This is a genomic window from Streptomyces sp. NPDC036813 (assembly GCF_055609245.1).
Genome location: NZ_JBVJPV010000014.1, coordinates 49,634 through 66,658, shown reverse-complemented (window position 1 = coordinate 66,658; position 17,025 = coordinate 49,634). Strand labels below are relative to the sequence as shown.

Below are 17,025 nucleotides of genomic sequence, written 5' to 3'. Positions count from 1 at the left end.
GAGGCGGTGAGACGCCGGATGGCGACGGTGGGGCGGGGGGGAAAGAGGGGCGGGGGCCGCCGGACGGGTGGCCCCCGCGAAGGGTGGTCGGGTCAGGGTGCCGGTGTGAGGGGCAGCGGGGCGATCGGTGCGGCAGCCGACGCGAGCCGCTGGGCTGCGGCGGTGACGGATACGACGCCGGTGACGCCGTGGAGGGTGGAGGCCACCGCGGCGACAGGGGCGGGCGGCCGTCCCGGCGTGACCGGCGAGGGCACGGCCGGTGAAGGCTCGGCGCAGCAGCCGACCGGGGCGAACCGTGGCGTGGCCGGCTGGGCGCCGGGGACGTAGCCGGGGACGTAGGAGGGCCCGGGCGGATCAGACGGATCAGTCGGCTCGGCCGGTGCGCCGGGCGGGACGGCACCGTCCGATCGCGGCCCCGGCGGGCCGCCCGCGGTCCCGGTGTCGAACACCCACCGCCCGCGCGCCGACGCGTCCCGCGGCGCGACGGTGACCGTGGTGGCGGAACCCTCCGGGGACGCGAGGCCGAGTCCGGTCCGTCCGCGCAGCAGCAACTCGCCGCGGACGGTGAGGTCGTACACGGTCGCGTCGGCGCAGTCGGTGAGTGTGACGCGGCGGTCGGACGGGTCGGCGCGGAGACAGAGGGCGGGGTCGGCGGCGCTGCGCAACCGGCCGTCGGCGCCGTATGTCCAGCGCTGGGAGGCGGCCGTCGAGCAGTCGGCGAGCTCGGCGGCGGCTTCGGGCCGCACCTGCGCGGCATCGGCGACGAGGCAGCGACCGGTGGCGGCGCTGCGCAGCCGGCCCTTCAGGATCGCAGCCGGGGCCGGACGGGCGACGGAAGGCGAGCCGGGTGCCGGCGGGGTGGCGACGGGTCCGAGCGAGCGGCTGGAGGCCCCGGTCCCGGCGGCGGGCGGCCCCCACGTACGCACGGACCGGCGGCCGGCCCCGGAGCCGGGGACAGCGTTGTCGGCGGAGCGGCTCTGGGTGGCGAGCACCGTGGCGAGCAGGGCCAGAGCGGCCAGTCCGACGCCGGCCACTACGGCCTTGGTGCGCCGCGCGGAAGCGGCGGGACGGCCCGGCGGCGGTGCCCCGCGATGGCGCCCTCCGGGACGGGCGTGCGTGACACCGGCGGTCGCGCCGCGCCCCGGACGGGATTCGAGGTAGCGCCGGGCGCCCCAGCCGAGCACGGTCTCGGCGAGCAGGACGCCGAGCGCGCCGTCGAAGTGGCTGAGCTGTTCGGCGGCGTGACGGCAGTAACGGCACTCCGCGAGATGCCGGCGGACGTCGGGCAGGAGATGTCCGCCGCGGCGCAGCGGAACGTCGAGGAGGCGGGTGTGGAAGCGGCACTCGTCGGTGGGGGCGAGTTCGCGGTGGGCGCGGACGCAACCGGCGCGGAATTGTTCCCTGGCCTGTTCCAGAGCGGCGGCAGCGGTGGCGGGGTGCACGGCCAGCAGACCGGCGGGTATGGATATCGGTTCGACCTCGACCTCGGTGTGCCACAAGAGGCATTGGGCGGCGCCGGGAAGGGCGCGGAATGCGCGTTCGGCGAGTTGTCGCTTTTCCGGGGTTCCGCCTCCGGTCGCGCGCAGACCGCGGCCGCCGGTGGTTTTGCGCAATTCCGGCAGGAGTACGGAAATACCGTGGTCCGCGGCCCAGGTGCGGACGGTGTCGCGCACGGCGACGAGGATCAGTGGGCGCAGGGCGCCGCCGACCCGGCCGGCGGCGAGCCGGTCGAGCACCTGGTGGACCGCCGCGGTGGCCACGAGCTGGGCGGTTTCGCCGGGCGAGGCGAGACAGACGGCGGCGTAGTCGCGGGCGGCGGACCAGTGCCGGGCGAGCAGCAGGGCGACGGCGCGGCCGTGCCCGTCCGGGGTGGCCAACCGGGCGACGAGGTCGCGGTCCGACTCTCCGGGCATCCCTCCCGGGCGGGGCGGATATGGGGGGCGTGGGGGGTGTGGGGACTGCACGGAACCATTTCCTTCCGAGCTGAAGGGTGGCACTGCGTTCCCGCGGGGGGCTCACTTTCGCACAGGCGACTCACGGGAAACAAGGAGTTCGCATGACGTCCCCTCAGAAGGCGGCGGCTTCTTATTGGTTACCGCCGGTATCACTTTCCGAATTCGCCTGCAATGGGCGGTGGACGACTTGAACGACGGTCAGGGAGGGGCTGGTTGGACACGACAAAGGCCGAGGCCCCGCACCAACGCGGGGCCTCGGCCACACTCCGGAAGAACGCCCGCTCAGCCGTTGGGCCGCAGGGTCCACACCACCGTCATCTCCCCGGTGACGGCTCCGTCCTCGCGCCGGATCTCGATGGCGACCGGGAACTCGGGCCGCTGCCCCGCGTCCAGCTCCGCGACGACCTCGGCGGCCGGCCGGCCCAGCGTCGCGGTCGCGGTGACGGCCCCCATGGCCAGCTTCTTGTAGGCGATCTCGGCCCGCACGGCCAGCGGCACGGCCCGCGCGAGCTGGTCCCCGAACGCGGCGAGCACGATCGCCCCGCTGGCCGACTCCCCGAGCGTGAACATCGCACCGGCATGCGGCCCGCCCACGTGGTTGTGGAACTCCCCTTGATCCGGCAGGGCCACCACCGCCCGCTCCGGCGTGGCCTCGACGAACTCGAGCTTCAAGGTCCGGGCCATCGGCACGGTGGCGGCGAGCATCTCGCCGATCGACATCTGATCTGCGCTCATGGCGACATGTTACCCATGAGTAGCCTGCGGGGCCAGGCATCCGGCCCGGGAACCCGTATCCCCCGGGCGACCGTTTTCGGTACGTCCCTGACAAGGCCCGGTGACCGATTCGTGTCCGGGGCGGCACTAGGGTGGGGCGCCATGTGGCCAGGACAGCAGCAGCCGCCCGGGGGCGAGCCGAACCCGAACGCGCAGAACAACCCGTATCAGCAGCCGAGTCAGCCGGGGTACCAGCAGCCGAATCCGTATCAGCAGACCGGTTACCAGCAGCCCAACCCCTATGCGCAGCAGCAGTGGGGGACGCCCACGCCGGCCGGTGTTCCGCAGCCGGCGACGCCGCCGCCCGGGAACCTCGGCAGCGGCAACGGGGGTGGCGGGAACCGGACCAAGCTCGTGGCGATCATCGCGGCCGGCGCGGTGGTGCTGACGGCCGCCGTCACCGGGTTCCTCGTGCTCGGTGGTGACGAGGACGACACGGCGAAGGGCGGCTCGGACAAGCCGACGACCGCGCAGTCGGTGTCCTCGTCGCCGACACCGTCGACGCAGCCGACGGCGTCCGGCGGGGGCGACAACCCGCGTGGCGGCGAGGCCGAGAAGGCGACCGTCCCGGGCTGGAAGGTCGTCGTGAACCCCAAGTACGGCACGGCCTTCGACGTACCCGCGGACTGGCACGTGGAGGATCCCGGCACCTTCATGGGCTTCGAGGACACGCAGAAGGGCGACGGCTCCCCCTACATCGGGTTCTCCGCGCCCGCCGTCTTCAAGCCGGACTGGTGCGTGTCCGACGACGACAAGGACGGCCGCAAGGACTCGACGAAGCTGGCGGCCGCCGGCACCAAGGGCGAGAACGGTGCCAAGGACACCGCGAGCGTCGCCCGCGGTGACGCGGCCGCGTTCGCGTTCGGCGGCTACACCGACCAGAACGAGAAGACCTCCCGCAAGTACCTGAAGATCGGCCAGGCCAAGCCGTACAAGACGAAGTCCGGCGTGCAGGGCAGCGTGGCCGTCTCCTACACGCAGGGCGTGCCCAAGCACGGCACGTGCGACAGCGACGGCAAGGCGATCACGTTCGCGTTCAAGAACTCCGTGGGCAACTTCGTCTCCTGGAGCATGTACGCCGCCAAGGGCGTCAAGGGCGAGCTGCCGGACGCGACCATCCAGCAGATCCTCAGCACCGTGCGACTGCACGGCGATCCGATCGCGAGCTGACCCGATCGCGAGCTGACCGGCGCGTTCCCCGCCCGCTCCGCGGTGGGTGGGGACGCCGGGCAGCGAATTGGCGTGCGCGGAGCCGGTCGGCCATAGTCACCCGGTGACCGCCTCCTCCGACACCCCCCGTCCCGCGCGTCGGCCCGTGTGGGCCGGGCGGAACCACCGGCTGCTGACCGCTGCCGCCTTCCTCACCAACGGCGGCAGTCAGGCCGCTCTCATCGCCTCCGCGTTCGCCGTGCTCGGCGCGGGCGGGGACGGGGGTGACGTGGGTCTGGTGGCGGCCGCGCGGACGGTGCCGCTGGTGGTGTTCCTGCTGATCGGCGGTGCGGTGGCGGACCGGCTGCCGCGGCACCGGGTGATGGTCGCCGCCAACGCCGTCAACTGCCTGTCCCAGGGCGCCTTCGCCGCCCTCGTGCTGGCCGGCGAGCCTCAGCTGTGGCAGATGATGCTGCTGACCGCGCTCGGCGGGGCCGGGCAGGCGTTCTTCAGCCCGGCCGCCGAGGGCATGTTGCTGGCGTCCGTGGAGGGTGAGCACGCGGGGCGGGCGTTCGCCGTGTTCCGGATGGCGATGCAGGGCGCGGCCCTGGGCGGCGCGGCGGCGGGCGGCGCGCTGGTCGCCGCCGTCGGCCCGGGCTGGGTCCTCGCCGCGGACGCGGCCGCCTTCGCCCTCGCCGGTGCCCTGCGCTCCTTCCTCGACGTGCGGCACATCCCGCCGCGCGCTCCGGGCGGCGGGATCCTCGCCGATCTGAGGGAGGGGTGGCGGGAGTTCGCCGGCCGGCCCTGGCTGTGGGGCGTCGTCGCGCAGTTCTCGATCGCCAACGCCGTCGTCGGCGCCGCCGACGCGGTCTACGGCCCGCTCGTCGCCCGCGACCACCTCGGCGGCCCGGGCCCCTGGGGCCTGGCGCTCGGCTTCTTCGGCGCGGGCACGGTCGCCGGCGCGCTGCTGATGACCCGATGGAAGCCCCGTCGGCTGCTGCTGGCCGGCACCCTGTGCGTCTTCCCGCTGGCCCTGCCCTCGGCCGCCCTCGCCGTACCGGTGCCGCTGGGCGTCCTGTGCGCGGTGATGTTCACCACCGGGGTCACCCTGGAGGTGTTCGGCGTGTCCTGGATGACGGCGCTGCACCAGGAGATCCCGGAGGAGAAACTGTCGCGGGTGTCGGCCTACGACAGGTTCGGGTCGATCGCGCTGGTCCCCCTCGCCATGGCCCTGGCAGGCCCCGCGGAGAGCGCCTTCGGGCGGACCGCGTCCCTGTGGGGCTGCGCGGCCCTGGTCGTGGGGGTCACCGCGGCCGTGCTCGGCGTCAAGGACGTACGCACCCTGCGCCGTCGTACCAGGCCCGTCGCGCTGAGCACGGCGTCAGCCGATGCCGAAAGCCCCGTCGGGCGGCACGGGTGAGGGCACCGCGTCCTCGTCCGTGACCGGGCGGACGTCGCCGGTGAGGTCGCGCAGCGCCCGTCCGTGCTCCACCCGCGCCGGGAAGGCGTCCGCGGCGGCTCGCCGGGCCAGCGCGGCCGTGTCGAGAGGGTGGTGCGCGGCGACGAGGATCGCGTTGCCGAAGCGCCGTCCGCGCAGCACGCCCGGCTCGGCGATCAGCGCCGTCTCCTCGAAGAGCGCGCCGAAGGTGGCCAGTTGGGAGCGCAGGAAGGGGAACGGCGCTGCGTCGGCCAGGTTGGCGACGTAGACGCCGTCCGCGCGAAGGACCCGGTCGGCCTCTCGGGCGTAGGCGAGGGTCGTCAGGTGGGCGGGGATGCGCGAGCCGCCGAAGACGTCGGCGACGATCACGTCGGCGCTGTCCGAAGGCGCCGCCTCCAGCCAGGCCCGCGCGTCCGCCATGTGCAGCGCGACGCCCGAACCGGCGGCCAGCGGCAGGTGCTCCACGACCAGCTCCAGCAGCCCCCCGTCGGCCTCGACGACGTCCTGCCGGGAGCCGGGACGGGTCGCGGCGACGTACCGCGGCAGGGTGAGCGCCCCCCCGCCGAGGTGCAGCACGTCCAGCGGACGTCCCGGATCCGCGACGGTGTCCAGCACGTGCCCGAGCCGCCGTGCGTACTCGAACTCCAGGTACGCCGGGTCGTCGAGGTCGACGTACGACTGGGGCGCGCCGTCGACCGTGAGCAGCCAGGCCCGCTCACGGTCGACGTCGGGCATCAGCTTGGCGGTCCCGTGGTCGGTGATCCGGGTGACGGGTATGGCATCGCTCACGAGACCATTGTCGCCTCAGCCGTCACCTCAGCCGACCGAGGTCACCGTCCCCGCGCCCACCGTCCGCCCGCCCTCACGGACGGCGAACCCGAGCCCCGGCTCCAGCGGCAGTTCGCGCCCCAGGTCCACGGTCACCTCGACCGTCTCCCCGGGCCGCGCGAGTGCCGCCTCGCCGAGGTCGAGGCAGCCGACGACGTCGGCGGTGCGGACGTAGAACTGCGGCCGGTATCCGGTGGTGACCGGCGTCGCACGGCCGCCCTCACGCGTCGAGAGCACGTACAGCCGTGCCGTGAACCGTCGGCTCGGGGCGACGCTGCCCGGCGCGGCGACCACGTGCCCGCGCCGCAGGGCGTCCCGGGGCACCCCGCGCAGCAGCAACGCCACGTTGTCCCCGGCCTGCGCCTCCTCCATCGGCTTGCCGAAGGTCTCGAGACCGGTCACAACCGTGTCGACACCCGCGCCGAGCACCTCGACCCGGTCTCCGATCCGCACCGTGCCGCGCTCGACGGCGCCGGTGACGACGGTCCCGCGGCCGGTGATGGTGAGCACGTTCTCCACCGGCAGCAGGAACGGCGCGTCCAGGTACCGCTCCGGCATGGGCACATAGGTGTCCACCGCGTCGAGCAGCGCCTCGACGGACGCCGTCCAGCGCGGGTCGCCCTGAAGCGCCTTCAGCCCGGAGACCCTTACCACGGGCGCGGCGTCACCGCCGTAGCCGTGCGCGGTGAGCAGGTCGCGGACCTCCAGCTCGACCAGGTCGGTCAGCTCCTCGTCGCCGGCGTCGGCCTTGTTGAGCGCGACGACGATGTGGTTCACGCCGACCTGACGGGCGAGCAGCACGTGTTCGGCGGTCTGCGGCATGATCCCGTCGAGCGCGGAGACGACGAGGATCGCCCCGTCCAGCTGCGCGGCACCGGTGACCATGTTCTTGACGTAGTCGGCGTGGCCCGGCATGTCCACGTGGGCGTAGTGCCGGGTGTCGGTCTCGTACTCGACGTGCGCGATGTTGATGGTGATGCCGCGGGCGGCCTCCTCCGGGGCGCGGTCGATGCGGTCGAACGGCACGAACGTGCCGGTGCCGCGCTCGGCCAGCACCTTCGTGATGGCGGCGGTCAGCGTCGTCTTGCCGTGGTCGACATGACCCATGGTGCCGATGTTGAGATGCGGTTTGGTGCGCGTGTACGCCGTCTTGGGCATGGCTGTACCTCGAAGCCTCGTGAGAGAGAAGGGGACCCCAAGGAACCGCCGACCCTCCCCCTGCGGGGTCCGCGGGACGATCCGGGGAGGGTCAGCTTCGGGCGCCGTCGACAGCGGCCAGGATGACGGGAACGGCAGCCTTCGGCGCATCCGCGACCGCGGATGCTGCGAGAGGGAAGGCGTACCGGAACATGGCGTCGATCATTGCCGAGCCACGGGCCGCCGTCGAATGATTTATCGCTGTACGGCCGGTGACGGGGCGTTCCTCACGAGGTGTCAGGCGCCGATGGTCTTCAGTGCCTCGCGCACCGTCAGCGCCGCGAACCGGCCCCGCTCGCGGGCGAGGAAGTCGCGCACGGCCTCCGGGTCGGTCTTGGCGTACTCGCGCAGGGCCCAGCCGATGGCCTTGCGGATGAAGAAGTCGGGGTGGCCGCTGCGCCGGAGGCAGTAGCCGAACAGCCGCCCGGTGTCGGTGTCCTGCCGGAACCGCAGCTGGTGCAGCAGGGCGGCGCGGGCCACCCACAGGTCGTCGTCGGCGATCCAGGTATCCATGGTGGCAGCGAGGGCCGGGTCGGCCGCGACGAGCGGGCCGACGACATGGACGGCGAGCAGGTCGACGGTGTCCCACCAGGGGACGGTGGTGATCAGATGCCGGACCACCGGCAGGAAGGCGGACGAGCAGCGGCCGACGTGGCGGCGCAGGTAGTCGACGGCGAAGTAGTGGTACTCCCGCTCGGGCAGGGCCCAGCAGCGCAGGGCGAGCGCCGCGCAGTCGTCCTCGCCGGGGCGCGTGGTGCCGGCGAGAACAGTGCGCGACAGCGCGCGCCGCTCGGGGGTGGGGATGCCGAGGAAGGGGGCGACGTCCTTCATGTACGCGCGCATGACCCCGGCCCGTTCGGGGTCGGCCGCGGCGCCGTACACCTCGGTCAGCCGCGGCAGGACGGCGTCGGCGAGCGCGCTGTGCGGCACGGCGGCCGCTCCCCCCTCTGTCACGGTCGTGAGCCCGTACCTGTGACGGTCATGAGACAGACCATACGGCGATCAGACACCCGCGTCGGTTACTGTCGCCGGATGCCCGATGCACCCAACCGCTCTGGGGGCACCGCAGTGGCCTCTCCCCCGGCCCCCGCCATGGAGCTCGCGATTCCCGCGCCGCCCGTGCCCTTGCCCGCCACGCTCGGCGCGCGCTGCACCCGTGTCCTGCGCTCCCCCTGGTCCCGTTTCTCCCTGCTGGTCGCGTTGCTCGCGGCGGCCGGCTGCACGGTGCTGCTGTTCGAGCCGCAGCGGCTGCTGGCGCACGGCTGGCCACCCCAGCTGGGCGGTGCGGCGGCCATCGTGGTGTTCACGGTGGCGTACGGGCTGTGCACGGTGGCGTTCGTGCCGCGGCCGCTGCTGAACCTCGCGGCCGGCGCGCTGTTCGGCACGTCCATGGGGCTCGCCACCTCGCTGGCCGGCACCGTGCTGGGCGCCGGGATCGCCTTCGGCCTGGGCCGGGCCCTCGGCCAGGACGCGCTGCGCCCACTGCTGCGGGGCCGGTTGCTGAAGGCGGCGGACGGCCAGCTCACCCGGCACGGTTTCCGCTCGATGCTGATGGCCCGCCTGTTCCCCGGGGTGCCGTTCTGGGCCGCGAACTACTGCGCCGCCGTCTCCCGGATGCGCTGCCTGCCGTTCCTGCTGGCGACGGGGATCGGCTCGGTCCCGAACACCGCCGCGTACGCCCTCGCCGGCGCCCGGGCCGGCTCCCCGACCTCCCCGGCCTTCCTGCTCGCGATGGCCGGCATCGCGCTGCCGGCCGTGGCTGGGGCCGTGGTGGCCTGGCGCAAACGGCACCATCTGCGCCGCGGCTGACGAGTCAGAGCCCGCCGCCCCAGCCGAGAGCCCGTCATTCGGGGGCGCTACGCTGCCCTGGACACACGTGATCATCGCGTACGGCGGCCCCAGTGCCCCGTCGCCCCTCCACGACCGGCACTTGGACTGACGTAACTTCATGTCTTGGTTTGAATCGCTCGTCCTCGGACTCGTCCAGGGGCTGACCGAGTTCCTTCCCGTCTCCTCCAGCGCGCATCTGCGGCTGACCGCGGCCTTCTCCGGCTGGCGCGACCCGGGCGCGGCCTTCACGGCGATCACCCAGATCGGTACGGAGGCGGCGGTGCTGATCTACTTCCGCAAGGACATCGCGGGCATCCTGACCGCCTGGTCCCGCTCGCTGTTCGACAAGAGCATGCGGCGCGATCACGACGCCCAGATGGGCTGGCTCGTCATCGTCGGCTCGATCCCGATCGGCGTGCTGGGGGTGACGCTCAAGGACCAGATCGAGGGGCCGTTCCGCGATCTGCGGATCACCGCGACGATGCTCGTGGTCGTCGGTGTCGTCATCGGCATAGCCGACCGGCTGGCGGCCCGCGACGAGACGGGCGGCCGGCACCGGGCGCCGAAGCAGCGCAAGACGCTGAAGGACCTGGGCGTGAAGGACGGCCTGATCTTCGGCCTGTGCCAGGCCTGCGCGCTCATCCCGGGTGTCTCCCGCTCCGGCGCGACCATCAGCGGCGGCCTGTTCATGGGCTACCGGCGCGAGGCCGCCGCCCGCTACTCCTTCCTCCTGGCCGTCCCCGCGGTGCTCGCCTCCGGGCTGTTCGAGCTGAAGGACGCGATGGAGAGCGATCACGTCTCCTGGGGGCCGACGATCTTCGCGACGGTGATCGCGTTCGGATCCGGATACGCCGTCATCGCCTGGTTCATGAAGTACATCTCCAGCAAGTCCTTCATGCCGTTCGTCTGGTACCGCGTGATCCTCGGGATCGTCATCATCGCCCTGGTCACGGCGGGCGTCCTGAGCCCGCACGCGGCTGAGTCGGCCGGCTGAATCACAGACCGGCGCAGCGGGGAGGAATGAACCCATGGCTCTCACCCAGCAGTTCGCCCGTGTGTCCCCCGAGTACCTGGAACGCTGCCGTCAGTCGGCCCTCGACTCCCCGGGCGCCGCACCCGGCTGGGACCCGCCCGCGTCGGACCTGCTGGACACCGGCTGGGCGAGTTGGGGGCTCGCCGCGTACTGCCGTTCCACCGGGGCCGATCCGTCCCTGGCCGACCTGATCGACCGCGCGGTCTCGGCCACGTTCGGCCAGACCGCCGGCTATCTGGACCACGACGAGGTGTACGACGGCTTCACCGACCCGCCGCGCGTGCTCGACCCGGCCGAGGTCGAGAAGATCGCCCGCGATCTGCGGGACGTCGACGTGGACACCGTGCTCGCCGGCGTGCCGGGCGACGCGGCCGAGGCCGCGGCGCTGTGCGGTCATCTGGAGAGCTTCAGCGGTGACGTAGGCGCTCATCTCGGCGAACAGTTCGCCGCGCTCCGGGAGTTCTACGACGGTGCCGCGCGCCGGGGGCAGTGCGTCGTGGTCTGGATCGACTGACACCGGCTGCCGTCCGGTGCGGACCGGTCCGTTGACCGACTCCCTACGGGATGCGTAGCCAATCGGTAGCGCAGTGTCAGTTCTTGCCCCTAGGCTGAGGCACATGTCCCCCGATTCCATGACCTCTGGTTCCGTGCGCTCCGCCGCCGAGGTGAACGAGGAGATCCGCGCGCTGTGGCTGCGCGCGGGCGGCTCACTGTCGGCACAGGAGCGCGAGGAGTACGAGCTGCTGGTGGTGCAGTGGGCCGCGGCGGTGCGGAGCAAGGTGGTCGAGGCGGCGTGAGGACCGCCCTCGCTTGATCGAGGGCCGAGGCCACCCCCTCACCGGCCACCGGAGACCGCCCGCCCTCACGAGCCGGCCCCGGACCGCACTCCTCTCGAGCCGGCCCCGGACCGCACTCCTCTCGAGCCGGCCCCGGACCGCACTCCTCTCGAGCCGGCCCCGGACCGCACTCCTCTCGAGCCGCCCCCGGCCCGCCGGCCTCACCAGCCACCCCGGGCCCCCGCCTCACCGCCCGTCCAAAGCCGCCCGCCTCACCGTCCGTCCAAGGCCGCCCGCCTCACCGCCCGTCCAAAGCCGCCCGCCTCACCGCCCGTCCAAGGCCGCCCGTCCGAGGCCCGTCTCACCGCTCGCTCGCGACTGCCCCCTCACCGCCCGCCGGAGACCCGCAGCACCGCGCCCGTCGTGTACGCGGCGTCCGGGGACAGCAGCCAGGCGATGGCCGCGGCGATCTCCTCCGCCCGGCCCGGGCGACGCAGCGGAATCCCCGCCGCCGCGCGTTGCGCCCGCCCCGGGTCGCCCATCGTGGCGTGCATCTCCGTGTCGATCATGCCCGGCGCGACCGCGTTGACCCGGATGCCGTCCGGGCCCAGCTCCTTGGCCAGCCCCACGGTGAGGGCGTCCACGGCGGCCTTGGCGGCGGCGTAGTGGACGTAGTCGCCGGGGCTGCCGAGGGTCGCGGCGGCCGACGACACGTTCACGATCGCCCCGCTCCCCCGCTCCGTCATCAGCTGGGCCGCGCGCCGCGCACACAGCAGCACGCCCAGCAGGTTCACGTCGACGACCCGCCGCAGATCGGCGGTGCCGGTGTCGGCGAGCCGGCCGAGCGGCCCGGTGACCCCGGCGTTGTTCACCAGCCCGGTCACCGGCCCCACCTCCCGTTCCACGGTGGCGAAGAGACGGTCGACGTCAGCCTCCACGGACGTGTCCACCCGTACCGCGACACCGCGCCGCCCGATGGCGCGGACAGCCTCCACGACCCGCTCGGCGGACCCGGCGTCCCGGACGTATCCCACCGCCACGTCGTGGCCGTCGGAGGCGAGCCTGAGACAGGTCGCGGCGCCGATACCGCGACTGCCGCCGGTGACGACGGTGAGCGTCATGAGTACCTCCGCAATGCGTTTGATCGATCATCGATCACTCTAGGCGCACAGATGCGCCAGCACATCCCGGTCGACCGGGTACGGCCGCTCCTCGGGCAGCTTCGCGGCCGCCGTGTCGAGTTCCCCGGCCCGCACGTGCGCGTGGATCTCGGCGGCCAGCGGCGTCACGTCCTCGATGCCGACGATCCACTCGTCGGCGTAGCGGGCCACGGCCTGCCCGCCAAGGCCCAGTTGCAGCGAGCGGTGCGGCAGCGCCGTGAAGTGCAGGTCGCGCTCCGGGTCCCACTGCACGCGCGCCGGGGCCTGCCTCAACTGCCGCCTCCAGCCGTCCCGGTCGCCGTGCAGGCCGGGCACATGGTGCGACAGGCACGCGTGGCGCAGCGCCCACTCGAACCCCTCGCGGGTGATCTCGACGGCGAGGACGGTCTCCTGGTCCGGCTTCGTGCCCCAGCCGCAGCGGTACATCATCCACAGGAACGACGGCTTGATCCAGGTCATGCGCTCCCGCTTCCAGTTGGACGGGAAGCGCCCGGTCCGGGCCGCCGGGAGGCCGATCTGCGGGCGGTAGGCCTGGTAGACGGTGACGGTGGTGTCCGTGTACCGGGCGCGGATACGGAACCGGGGTTCGGGAGCGACGGTCTGATCATTCACGGACGCAAGGCTGCCCCGGCCCGGGGCGTGTCGGCCACCGAAATATCGGCGCCGTCGGCGAACAGTGCCGCGCGCCCCTTGGCTGCGTCCGCGCCATGCCCAACACTGAGGCGATGACGCAGCGTGTGGAATTCGCCACGGTGAGGGACCGCCTCGCCGTCGACGCCCTGATCACGGACTACGCGGCGGTGGTCGACGACGGTGACTGGGCGGCGTATCGCGCGCTGTTCACGCCGGACGGGCGCGCCGACCACCGCTCGGCCGGGGGTGTCGAGGGGGACGTGGAACAGGTCGCCGCGTGGCTCGCCGACAGCATGCGCCCGGCCGTGATGCGGCAGCACCTCATCGTCAACCGCCGGCTGCGCTTCGGCGTCCTGGACCAGGCGGCCGGTGACACGGCCGAGATGCGGGCGGACTACGTCAGTGCGTTGCGCCTGTCCGGTACCGAGGGTGTCCCCACCGCGCCGGACTTCGTGTGCGGAGGCCGGTATGCCTTCGGCGTGCTCCGCACGGACGACGGCTGGCGGCTGCACCGGGTGGCCGTCCAGGAGAAATGGCGGCGCGCGGACCGCTGAGCCATGGTCCTCTGTCCCCGGATCGTCCCGGGCGCGCACACTGGAGCCCCCACCGGGTAGGAGGGCGGCATATGAAGACGTTCAGCGGTTGGCTCTCCTCCCCCTGGCGGCGCGCGGCCCTCGGTGCGCTGGCCGGCGCCCTGCCCGTGCTCGCGTTCCCCGCGCCCGCCGCGTGGTGGTTCGCGTATGTCGCCCTGGTGCCGTGGATCCTGCTCGCCCGGGGCGCCCCCACCCAGCGGCGGGCGGCGTACGACGGCTGGTGCGGCGGGTTCGGGTTCATGCTCGGCATGCACCACTGGCTGCTGCCGGACCTGCATGTGTTCACGCTCGTGCTGGCCGCCCTGCTGGGGGCGCTGTGGGCTCCCTGGGCCTGGCTGGTGCACCGTTTCCTGGCCGGTGTGCCCTCGCGGGGCCGGGTCGCGGCGGCGCTGCTGGTGCTGCCGTCGGCCTGGCTGATGGTCGAGCTGGTGCGCTCTTGGCAGGGGCTCGGCGGGCCGTGGGGCATGCTCGGCGCCAGTCAGTGGCAGGTGGGTCCCGCGCTGCGGCTCGCTTCGGTGGGCGGGGTGTGGCTGCTCAGCTTCCTGGTGGTGGCCGTCAACGTGGCGGCGGCGGTCCTGCTGGCGGTGCGCGAGTCGAGGGTGCCGGCCGTGGCCGGGCTGGTCGCCACCGCGGCGGCGACCTCGGCGGCCTGGATGTGGTCGCCGCGCCCGCACGTGGACGGCCGCGCGCGGATCGCCGTCGTCCAGCCCGGGGTCGTGGACGGCACCGACAGCGGCGACCGTCGGTTCGCCGTCGAGGAGCGGCTGACCCGGCAACTGGCCGGACAGGGCGTCGACCTGGTCGTCTGGGGCGAGAGCAGCGTCGGCTTCGACCTGACCGCGCGGCCCGACCTGGCGCGGCGCATCGCGGCCCTGTCACGGGAGACGGGCGCCGACATCCTGGTCAACGTGGACGCGCGGCGCTCGGACCAGCCCGGGATCTACAAGAGTTCGGTGCTGGTGGGACGGGACGGGCTCACCGGGGACCGCTACGACAAGATGCGCCTCGTGCCGTTCGGCGAGTACATCCCGGCGCGTTCGCTGCTCGGCTGGGCGACCTCCGTCGGCAAGGCGGCCGGTGAGGACCGCAGGCGCGGCACCGAGCAGGTGGTGATGAACGCCGGGCACGGACTGCGCGTAGGCCCGCTGGTGTGCTTCGAGACGGCGTTCCCCGACATGAGCCGGCGGCTCACCCAGGACGGCGTGGACGTGCTGGTGGGCCAGTCGTCGACGTCGTCGTTCCAGCACAGCTGGGCGCCGGAGCAGCACGCCTCGCTCGCCGCCCTGCGCTCCGCTGAGACGGGCCGGCCGATGGTGCACGCCACACTCACCGGCGTGTCTGCGGTGTACGGCCCGGGCGGTGAGCGCGTCGGCTCCTGGCTGGGCACCAGCGCGAGCCGGGCCGCGGTGTACGAGGTGCCGCTCGCCGACGGCGTCACGCCCTACGTCCGCTACGGGGACTGGCCGGTGGACGTGGCGGTGCTGGTGCTGGTGGCGCTGGGTCTGACGGAGGGCGTGCGCGCGGTCAGGCTGCGCCGGAGCGCTCCTGCACCGCTTGTACCACCCGCTCGCACAGTTCGTGAGTCTCCAGTGCGTCACGGGCGCTGAGCGGCCGGCCGGCGCGGACGGCGTCCAGGAAGGCGAGCACGGCCTGTTCGATGCCGCGCTGCCGGGCCACCGGCACCCAGTCGCCGCGCCGGCGCACGGTCGGCTGCCCCTTGTGGTCGATCGTCTCGGCGAGGTTGACGACCTGGCGCTTGGTGTCCTGCCCGGACACCTCGAGGATCTCCTCGTTGGAACCGCTGAGCCGGTTCATCACGCCGAGCGCGGTGAAGCCGTCGCCGGCGAGCTGGAGCACGACGTGGTGCAGCAGCCCGTCCTCGACGCGGGCCCGCACGGTGACGTCGTCGACCTGCCCGGGCACCAGGAAGCGCAGGGTGTCCACGACGTGGATGAAATCGTCGAGGACCATGCTGCGCGGCTCCTCCGGCAGCCCGATCCGGTTCTTCTGCATGAGGATCAGCTCACGCGGGTGCTCCAGACACTGTGCGTACCCGGGCGCGAAACGCCGGTTGAAGCCGACGGTCAGCGACACTCCGCGCTGCTCGGCCAGCTCCACCAGCCGGGCGGAGTCGCCGAGTTCGTAGGCGAGCGGCTTGTCGACGTACGTCGGGACGCCCGCCTGGAGCAGCCGGGTGACGATCTCGGGGTGCGCAGAGGTGGGCGCGTGCACGAACGCGGCGTCCAGGTCCCGGTCGAGCAGCACGTCGAGGTCGCGGTGCCGCTGCGCGGCGGGCAGGTGCAGATTGTCGGCGACCCGGTCCAGCGTCGCCGGGGTGCGGGTCTGCAGGTGCAGCTCCACACCGGGCTGGAAGGCGAGCACCGGCAGGTACGCCTTCTGCGCGATGTCGCCGAGTCCGATGACGCCGACCTTCACTGCGGGCTCCTTCACTGCGTGTCCGCTGCTGACGTGACGGCAGCATACGGGTCCTGCGGAGGCCGCCAGTCGGCGATCCCGTCGAAACTCCGCAGGAACAGCGCGGGTCCCGCCTTCGAAAGGGAGGCGATCACCGCGTTCCGTGCGGCGATCAGCGGCCGGTTGGCGGTGAGGTTGAGGCGCGCGACCTTCACCGCCCGGCGCGCGATCGCCGTCGTACGCGGCAGCCGGGCTGCGGTGTAGGCGGCGAGGTCGTCGCAGTGGTGGGCGAGCACGATCGCGTCCTCGACGGCCTGGTTGCCGCCCTGGCCGAGGCTGGGCGGCATGGCGTGCGCGGCGTCGCCGAGGAGGGCGACGCGGCCGCGGTGGTGGGCGGGCAGCGGCTCGGCGATGTGATGCACGTCGTGGCGCAGCACGTCCTCGGGGCGGGTGGCGGCGAGGACCGCGGGGATCGGGTCGTGCCAGCCGCCGAAGCGGCGCAGGAGTTCGGCCCGTTCGTCGTCGCGGGAGCGTGAGCCGGCGGGGACCGTGGCGGCGGCGTAGGCGTAGACGCGGCCGTCCCCGAGCGGGTGGGTGCCCCAGATGCGGCCCCTGCCCCAGGTCTCGTGCGAGGCGAAGGCGACGCCGGGCAGGGGGACCACGACCCGCCAGGTGGTGAACCCGGAGTAGACGGTTCCGGGGTGGTCGGGGAACAGGGCACGGCGTACGGCGGAGTGGATGCCGTCCGCGGCCACCACGAGGTCGGCCTCCAGTTCGCCGTCGGCGGTGCGCACCAGGGCCGGGCGGCGCGCGTCGCCGGGGTCGGTGACCGCCGCCTCCGCGTCGACGCGCACGACGCCGGGCGGCAACTGCGCGGCGAGGAGATCGACAAGGGTCGCGCGGTGCAGCAGGACCAGGGGACCGCCGAACCGTGCGGCGGCGGCGTCGGCGTCGGAGCGGGACAGCCAGCGGCCGCTCGGGGTGCGCAGCCCGCCGTCGCCCTGCCAGGCGGCGAGGTCCCGGATCTTGTCGCCGAGGCCGATGACGTCCAGCGCGCGCAGGGAGTTGGGCGCGAGCGAAATGGCGGCGCCGACCGGTTCGAGGGAGCGGGCCCGCTCCAGGACGGTGACCTGCAGGCCCCGGCGGTGCAGGGCGGCGGCCGCGGTCAGCCCGCCGATACCACCGCCGATGACGAGAGCGCGCTGCGCCTGGCTCATGGCTCCTCCTGACGTCACTACATCCGT

The 17,025-nt window shown here is 73.4% G+C and carries 17 protein-coding genes; 8 read left to right on the top strand and 9 right to left on the bottom strand.

Annotated elements, in window-relative coordinates:
* Positions 1 to 92: 92 nt before the first annotated feature.
* Both ACZ67Q_RS27095 and ACZ67Q_RS27090 read right to left on the bottom strand, forming a co-directional pair.
* Positions 93 to 1,913 (bottom strand): RICIN domain-containing protein, encoded by a 1,821-nt coding sequence (locus ACZ67Q_RS27095; RefSeq protein ID WP_471186990.1) that lies wholly within the window; start codon positions 1,911 to 1,913, stop codon positions 93 to 95.
* Between the two features lie 324 nt (positions 1,914 to 2,237).
* Entirely contained in the window at positions 2,238 to 2,690 is a 453-nt protein-coding gene (locus ACZ67Q_RS27090) for a DUF4442 domain-containing protein (protein ID WP_391682777.1), read from the bottom strand.
* 141 nt (positions 2,691 to 2,831) lie between these two features.
* Between ACZ67Q_RS27090 and ACZ67Q_RS27085 the strand changes: the two genes are divergently transcribed.
* Both ACZ67Q_RS27085 and ACZ67Q_RS27080 read left to right on the top strand, forming a co-directional pair.
* Positions 2,832 to 3,899: a DUF8017 domain-containing protein gene (locus tag ACZ67Q_RS27085; RefSeq protein WP_471186987.1), complete on the top strand. Its 1,068-nt coding sequence runs from the start codon at positions 2,832 to 2,834 to the stop codon at positions 3,897 to 3,899.
* 103 nt (positions 3,900 to 4,002) lie between these two features.
* Complete coding sequence (locus ACZ67Q_RS27080) at positions 4,003 to 5,298, top strand: MFS transporter (RefSeq protein ID WP_471186983.1); 1,296 nt, start codon at positions 4,003 to 4,005, stop codon at positions 5,296 to 5,298.
* Here the strand turns inward: ACZ67Q_RS27080 and ACZ67Q_RS27075 are convergent.
* The 3 genes from ACZ67Q_RS27075 to ACZ67Q_RS27065 all read right to left on the bottom strand — a co-directional run bounded on the left by ACZ67Q_RS27075 (position 5,260) and on the right by ACZ67Q_RS27065 (position 8,295).
* The gene (locus ACZ67Q_RS27075; protein WP_471186979.1) at positions 5,260 to 6,105 is read right to left on the bottom strand and encodes a spermidine synthase; all 846 of its coding nucleotides are present in this window, start codon (positions 6,103 to 6,105) and stop codon (positions 5,260 to 5,262) included. The genes ACZ67Q_RS27080 and ACZ67Q_RS27075 overlap by 39 nt on opposite strands.
* Positions 6,106 to 6,132: 27 nt before the next feature.
* Entirely contained in the window at positions 6,133 to 7,302 is a 1,170-nt protein-coding gene (gene tuf, locus ACZ67Q_RS27070) for an elongation factor Tu (protein WP_471186976.1), read from the bottom strand.
* Positions 7,303 to 7,578: 276 nt separating this feature from the next.
* Entirely contained in the window at positions 7,579 to 8,295 is a 717-nt protein-coding gene (locus tag ACZ67Q_RS27065) for a DNA alkylation repair protein (protein WP_471186973.1), read from the bottom strand.
* 78 nt (positions 8,296 to 8,373) lie between these two features.
* On the opposite strand from ACZ67Q_RS27065, the gene ACZ67Q_RS27060 reads away from it, so the two are divergent.
* From ACZ67Q_RS27060 to ACZ67Q_RS27045, 4 genes are all read left to right on the top strand, one after another.
* Entirely contained in the window at positions 8,374 to 9,150 is a 777-nt protein-coding gene (locus ACZ67Q_RS27060; RefSeq protein ID WP_471186970.1) for a TVP38/TMEM64 family protein, read from the top strand.
* A gap of 139 nt (positions 9,151 to 9,289) precedes the next feature.
* On the top strand, positions 9,290 to 10,165 hold the full coding sequence (locus tag ACZ67Q_RS27055) for an undecaprenyl-diphosphate phosphatase (RefSeq protein WP_471186967.1): 876 nt from the start codon (positions 9,290 to 9,292) through the stop codon (positions 10,163 to 10,165).
* A gap of 34 nt (positions 10,166 to 10,199) precedes the next feature.
* Positions 10,200 to 10,718 carry a DUF1877 family protein gene (locus tag ACZ67Q_RS27050; RefSeq protein ID WP_471186964.1) on the top strand — a complete coding sequence of 173 codons (519 nt, stop codon included), beginning with the start codon at positions 10,200 to 10,202 and terminating at the stop codon, positions 10,716 to 10,718.
* A 103-nt stretch (positions 10,719 to 10,821) separates the two neighbouring features.
* Positions 10,822 to 11,001 carry a hypothetical protein gene (locus ACZ67Q_RS27045; protein ID WP_471186961.1) on the top strand — a complete coding sequence of 60 codons (180 nt, stop codon included), beginning with the start codon at positions 10,822 to 10,824 and terminating at the stop codon, positions 10,999 to 11,001.
* Between the two features lie 365 nt (positions 11,002 to 11,366).
* On the opposite strand, the gene ACZ67Q_RS27040 is transcribed toward ACZ67Q_RS27045, so the two are convergent.
* Both ACZ67Q_RS27040 and ACZ67Q_RS27035 read right to left on the bottom strand, forming a co-directional pair.
* A complete protein-coding gene (locus tag ACZ67Q_RS27040) occupies positions 11,367 to 12,101 on the bottom strand; it encodes an SDR family oxidoreductase (protein WP_471186958.1) in 735 nt (244 codons plus the stop codon).
* Positions 12,102 to 12,140: 39 nt separating this feature from the next.
* Positions 12,141 to 12,752, bottom strand: coding sequence for a DUF4291 domain-containing protein (locus tag ACZ67Q_RS27035; RefSeq protein ID WP_471186955.1), 612 nt, complete (start codon positions 12,750 to 12,752; stop codon positions 12,141 to 12,143).
* A gap of 113 nt (positions 12,753 to 12,865) precedes the next feature.
* Between ACZ67Q_RS27035 and ACZ67Q_RS27030 the strand changes: the two genes are divergently transcribed.
* Both ACZ67Q_RS27030 and lnt read left to right on the top strand, forming a co-directional pair.
* Positions 12,866 to 13,327 (top strand): nuclear transport factor 2 family protein, encoded by a 462-nt coding sequence (locus ACZ67Q_RS27030; protein ID WP_471186952.1) that lies wholly within the window; start codon positions 12,866 to 12,868, stop codon positions 13,325 to 13,327.
* A 71-nt stretch (positions 13,328 to 13,398) separates the two neighbouring features.
* Positions 13,399 to 14,973 (top strand): apolipoprotein N-acyltransferase, encoded by a 1,575-nt coding sequence (gene lnt, locus ACZ67Q_RS27025; protein WP_471186949.1) that lies wholly within the window; start codon positions 13,399 to 13,401, stop codon positions 14,971 to 14,973.
* Here the strand turns inward: lnt and ACZ67Q_RS27020 are convergent.
* Both ACZ67Q_RS27020 and ACZ67Q_RS27015 read right to left on the bottom strand, forming a co-directional pair.
* Positions 14,891 to 15,802 (bottom strand): Gfo/Idh/MocA family protein, encoded by a 912-nt coding sequence (locus tag ACZ67Q_RS27020; RefSeq protein WP_471186947.1) that lies wholly within the window; start codon positions 15,800 to 15,802, stop codon positions 14,891 to 14,893. The two genes, lnt and ACZ67Q_RS27020, sit on opposite strands and share 83 nt — an antisense overlap.
* Before the next feature lie 11 nt (positions 15,803 to 15,813).
* Positions 15,814 to 16,998: an FAD-dependent monooxygenase gene (locus tag ACZ67Q_RS27015; protein WP_471186944.1), complete on the bottom strand. Its 1,185-nt coding sequence runs from the start codon at positions 16,996 to 16,998 to the stop codon at positions 15,814 to 15,816.
* Between the last annotated feature and the right edge of the window lie 27 nt (positions 16,999 to 17,025).

What these genes read in the sequence shown, in the direction of transcription:
- ACZ67Q_RS27095 (WP_471186990.1), bottom strand. Translation starts at nt 1,913, where the DNA reads ATGCCCGGAGAGTCGGACCGCGACCTCGTCGCCCGGTTGGCCACCCCG.
- lnt (WP_471186949.1), top strand. Translation starts at nt 13,399, where the DNA reads ATGAAGACGTTCAGCGGTTGGCTCTCCTCCCCCTGGCGGCGCGCGGCC.
- ACZ67Q_RS27045 (WP_471186961.1), top strand. Translation starts at nt 10,822, where the DNA reads ATGTCCCCCGATTCCATGACCTCTGGTTCCGTGCGCTCCGCCGCCGAG.
- ACZ67Q_RS27040 (WP_471186958.1), bottom strand. Translation starts at nt 12,101, where the DNA reads ATGACGCTCACCGTCGTCACCGGCGGCAGTCGCGGTATCGGCGCCGCG.
- ACZ67Q_RS27055 (WP_471186967.1), top strand. Translation starts at nt 9,290, where the DNA reads ATGTCTTGGTTTGAATCGCTCGTCCTCGGACTCGTCCAGGGGCTGACC.
- ACZ67Q_RS27090 (WP_391682777.1), bottom strand. Translation starts at nt 2,690, where the DNA reads ATGAGCGCAGATCAGATGTCGATCGGCGAGATGCTCGCCGCCACCGTG.
- ACZ67Q_RS27050 (WP_471186964.1), top strand. Translation starts at nt 10,200, where the DNA reads ATGGCTCTCACCCAGCAGTTCGCCCGTGTGTCCCCCGAGTACCTGGAA.
- tuf (WP_471186976.1), bottom strand. Translation starts at nt 7,302, where the DNA reads ATGCCCAAGACGGCGTACACGCGCACCAAACCGCATCTCAACATCGGC.
- ACZ67Q_RS27015 (WP_471186944.1), bottom strand. Translation starts at nt 16,998, where the DNA reads ATGAGCCAGGCGCAGCGCGCTCTCGTCATCGGCGGTGGTATCGGCGGG.
- ACZ67Q_RS27085 (WP_471186987.1), top strand. Translation starts at nt 2,832, where the DNA reads ATGTGGCCAGGACAGCAGCAGCCGCCCGGGGGCGAGCCGAACCCGAAC.
- ACZ67Q_RS27030 (WP_471186952.1), top strand. Translation starts at nt 12,866, where the DNA reads ATGACGCAGCGTGTGGAATTCGCCACGGTGAGGGACCGCCTCGCCGTC.
- ACZ67Q_RS27060 (WP_471186970.1), top strand. Translation starts at nt 8,374, where the DNA reads ATGCCCGATGCACCCAACCGCTCTGGGGGCACCGCAGTGGCCTCTCCC.